3 protein-coding genes are annotated in these 3,464 nt (G+C 63.3%); 2 read left to right on the forward strand and 1 reads right to left on the reverse strand.

Going from position 1 to position 3,464, the window contains the following annotated elements; all coding sequences use genetic code 11:
- Nucleotides 1–475: 475 nt before the first annotated feature.
- Both acs and JOZ76_RS06530 read left to right on the forward strand, forming a co-directional pair.
- The gene (gene acs / locus JOZ76_RS06525; RefSeq protein WP_291697807.1) at nt 476–2,428 is read left to right on the forward strand and encodes an acetate--CoA ligase; all 1,953 of its coding nucleotides are present in this window, start codon (nt 476–478) and stop codon (nt 2,426–2,428) included.
- A 334-nt stretch (nt 2,429–2,762) separates the two neighbouring features.
- Nucleotides 2,763–3,275, forward strand: a complete 513-nt coding sequence (locus JOZ76_RS06530; RefSeq protein WP_291697808.1) for a L,D-transpeptidase — start codon at nt 2,763–2,765, stop codon at nt 3,273–3,275.
- A 108-nt stretch (nt 3,276–3,383) separates the two neighbouring features.
- Here JOZ76_RS06530 and JOZ76_RS06535 read toward each other — a convergent pair.
- On the reverse strand, nt 3,384–3,464 hold an 81-nt coding region (locus JOZ76_RS06535; RefSeq protein WP_291697809.1), incomplete at its 5' end, for a DUF1674 domain-containing protein.

A 3,464-nucleotide genomic window follows, 5' to 3' on the forward strand; every position in this document is an offset into this window, starting at 1 on the left:
AAATGGTCTCATGTTACCGTTTCGCCGGATCTTAGGACTAATGCGGAGCAACCGGATCACGTTCCGTTCCCCTTTTGGCGGAGGAAGCGGAGGGGCGATTGAACTGGAGCGCGGACAGCAGGCGCCACGCGGACGGTGTGGTCCCTCTCCCCGAGGGGTGAGCCGGAGGGCGCCCACGAGGGTCGCCCCTACGAGAGTTGTAGGGGCGCCCCTCGTGGGCGCCCTAATCCGAGGACCCCACCCCGACCCCTGCCCGAAAGGGGGACGGGAGCGCACCGCCGATGTGGCGCCATCGACGTTATCTCGTCATCGCGCCTCACATCGCATCCCTTTGATCTTGCGCAGCAGGCCGCTCAGCCGAAGGTCCTATTTGTTCCCTTGTCGCCGCCGATTAGCTCAACGCATAATCGTCAAAACGCCAAGGATGCATTCGAATAGCCGGGTCGCACCGGCCGGATGGTTGTGGAGGGTAAAAATGTCCGAGAAGATCTACGACGTGTCAGCGGAATGGTCGAAGCGCGCCTGGATCGACCAGGGCAAGTATCAGGAAATGTATGCGCGTTCGATCAGCGACCCGAACGCCTTCTGGGCCGAGCAAGCCAAGCGGCTCGACTGGATGAAATTCCCGACCAAGATCGAGAACACCTCGTTCGCACCGGGCAACATCTCGATCAAATGGTTCGAGGATGGCGTGCTCAACGTCGCCTGGAACTGCATCGATCGGCACCTGCACACGCGCGGCAACCAGACCGCGATTATCTGGGAAGGCGACGACCCCTCGCAATCCCGCCACATCACCTATCGCGAGCTGCACGACGAGGTCTGCAAGATGGCCAACATCCTGCGCACCCGCAACGTCAAGAAGGGTGACCGCGTCACGATCTATCTGCCAATGATCCCGGAAGCAGCCTATGCGATGCTGGCCTGCGCGCGGATCGGCGCCATCCACTCGGTGGTGTTCGCGGGTTTTTCGCCTGACTCGCTGGCCCAGCGCATCAGCGACGCGAAATCGAAAATCGTCATTACCGCGGACGAAGGCCTGCGCGGCGGCCGCAAAGTGCCGCTGAAGGCCAATGTCGACGCGGCGCTGGCCAAGACCGACGGCGTCGACTGGGTGGTCGTGGTCAAGCGCACCGGGGTTAAGGTCGACATGAACCCCTCGCGCGACCTCTGGTACCACGACGCCGCGCGGATGGTGACGACCGAATGCCCGGCCGAGCACATGCATGCGGAGGACCCGCTGTTCATCCTCTACACTTCGGGCTCGACCGGCCAGCCCAAGGGCGTGCTACACACGAGCGGCGGCTATCTGGTCTACGCCGCGATGACGCATCAATACGTGTTCGACTATCACGACGGCGACATCTACTGGTGCACCGCCGATGTCGGCTGGGTCACCGGTCATACCTACATCCTCTACGGGCCGCTCGCCAACGGCGCGACCACGCTGATGTTCGAGGGCGTGCCGAACTATCCGGACAATTCGCGCTTCTGGAACGTGGTCGACAAGCACAAGGTCAACATCTTCTACACCGCGCCGACCGCGATCCGCGCGCTGATGCAGTCGGGCGACGAGCCGGTGACGAAGACCTCGCGCAAGTCGCTGCGGCTTTTGGGCAGCGTCGGCGAGCCGATCAATCCGGAAGCCTGGGAGTGGTATCACCGCGTGGTCGGCGACGACCGCTGCCCGATCGTCGACACCTGGTGGCAGACCGAGACCGGCGGCATCTTGATCACGCCGCTGCCGGGCGCGATCAAGCTGAAGCCGGGCTCCGCCACGCTGCCGTTCTTCGGCGTCGTGCCGGAGATCGTCGATGCCGACGGCAAGGTGCTGCAGGGCGAGACATCAGGCAATCTCTGCCTGACCCGATCCTGGCCCGGGCAGATGCGCACCGTCTATGGCGACCACGCCCGCTTCGAGCAGACCTACTTCTCGACCTACAAGGGCAAGTATTTTACCGGCGACGGCTGCCGGCGTGACGCCGATGGCTATTACTGGATCACCGGCCGCGTCGACGACGTCATCAACGTGTCAGGCCATCGCATGGGCACCGCCGAGGTCGAAAGCGCGCTCGTCGCGCATGCAAAAGCGTCGGAGGCGGCCGTGGTCGGCTATCCGCACGACATCAAGGGCCAGGGCATCTATGCCTATGTGACCCTAATGGCCGGCAGCGAGCCGAGCGAAGAGCTGCGCAAGGAGCTGGTCGCCTGGGTGCGCAAGGAAATCGGGCCGATCGCATCGCCTGACCAGATCCAGTTCGCACCGGGCCTGCCAAAAACGCGCTCGGGCAAGATCATGCGGCGGATCCTGCGCAAGATCGCCGAGGACGAGCCGGGCGCGCTCGGCGATACTTCGACCTTGGCCGACCCCGCCGTTGTGGACGACCTCGTCGCGCACCGGCAGAACCGCAAGGAGAAGTCGGCTTAGGGGGCCTCGTCATTCCGGGGCGATGGCATCTGGCACAGCCATGACATCGAACCCGGAAATCCAGAAGTCGTGGCGCGAGATTTCGGGTTCGCGCGTTCCGCGCGCCCCGGAATGACACTGGTTGGGCCGCGCGGGCTTTTCCGCGCGGGTGTGGTTTTGGAGTCATTTACTTTATTGCGGACATTTTCTTTCTTTCCTCAAGCATCGGCCGACGAACGAATCGCGTTGAACGCGTCCGGTGAGCGGATGTGGGCGATCGTGCATCCGTGCGATGCCTGGTCTCGCCGGGGAACTGGGCGCCTGAAAGGGCGTTTGAGGAAGAGCGGAGCGATTGATGTTCAAGCGTATTGCGGTGGCGCTTTCGGCCACCATCGGGGCTGGTGTGTTGTTGAGTTCTGCGGCCGCGGCCGGGCCGGAACTGGTCAGCGTTCACAACCAATATTCGCCGGGAACGATTTTGGTGAAGACCAGCGAGCGCCGGCTCTACCTCATTCTCGACGACGACCATGCAATGCGCTACCCGGTCGGCGTCGGCAGGGCCGGCAAGCAATGGGCCGGCACGACCAAGATCGACGGAAAATATCGCAATCCGGCCTGGTCGCCGCCCGACGAGGTCAGACACGACAAGCCCGAACTGCCCGAGGTAATTCCCGGCGGATCGCCGCGCAACCCGATGGGCGTCGCCGCCATGACGCTTGCCGGCGGCCAGTATGCGATCCACGGAACCAACGTGCCGGGCTCGGTCGGCGGCTTCGTATCCTATGGCTGCATCCGTATGCTGAACACCGACATCACCGATCTCTATCGGCGCGTCGAGGTCGGCACGACGGTTGTCGTGACGCGCTGAGGCCGCTGCTCGCTTCGAAGGCGAGCTGTTTGCGCGCTTGTAAAGTGAAAAGGGCTGCACGTTTGCGCAGCCCTTTCGCGAACTCGGCGATCGCACAATCGTCCTCGATCAAAAATCGGACGCAATGCCCTTGTTCTCCCAATCGCCGTAGCGGGTCGGCTCCGGCCCCTTTGGACCCTGATACTCCCT

It is taken from the genome of Bradyrhizobium sp. (assembly GCF_019244115.1).
GTDB lineage: Bacteria > Pseudomonadota > Alphaproteobacteria > Rhizobiales > Xanthobacteraceae > Bradyrhizobium.

Bases quoted from the DNA above. Each gene is read 5' to 3' on its own strand.
- acs (WP_291697807.1), top strand. From the start codon at position 476: ATGTCCGAGAAGATCTACGACGTGTCAGCGGAATGGTCGAAGCGCGCC.
- JOZ76_RS06530 (WP_291697808.1), top strand. From the start codon at position 2,763: ATGTTCAAGCGTATTGCGGTGGCGCTTTCGGCCACCATCGGGGCTGGT.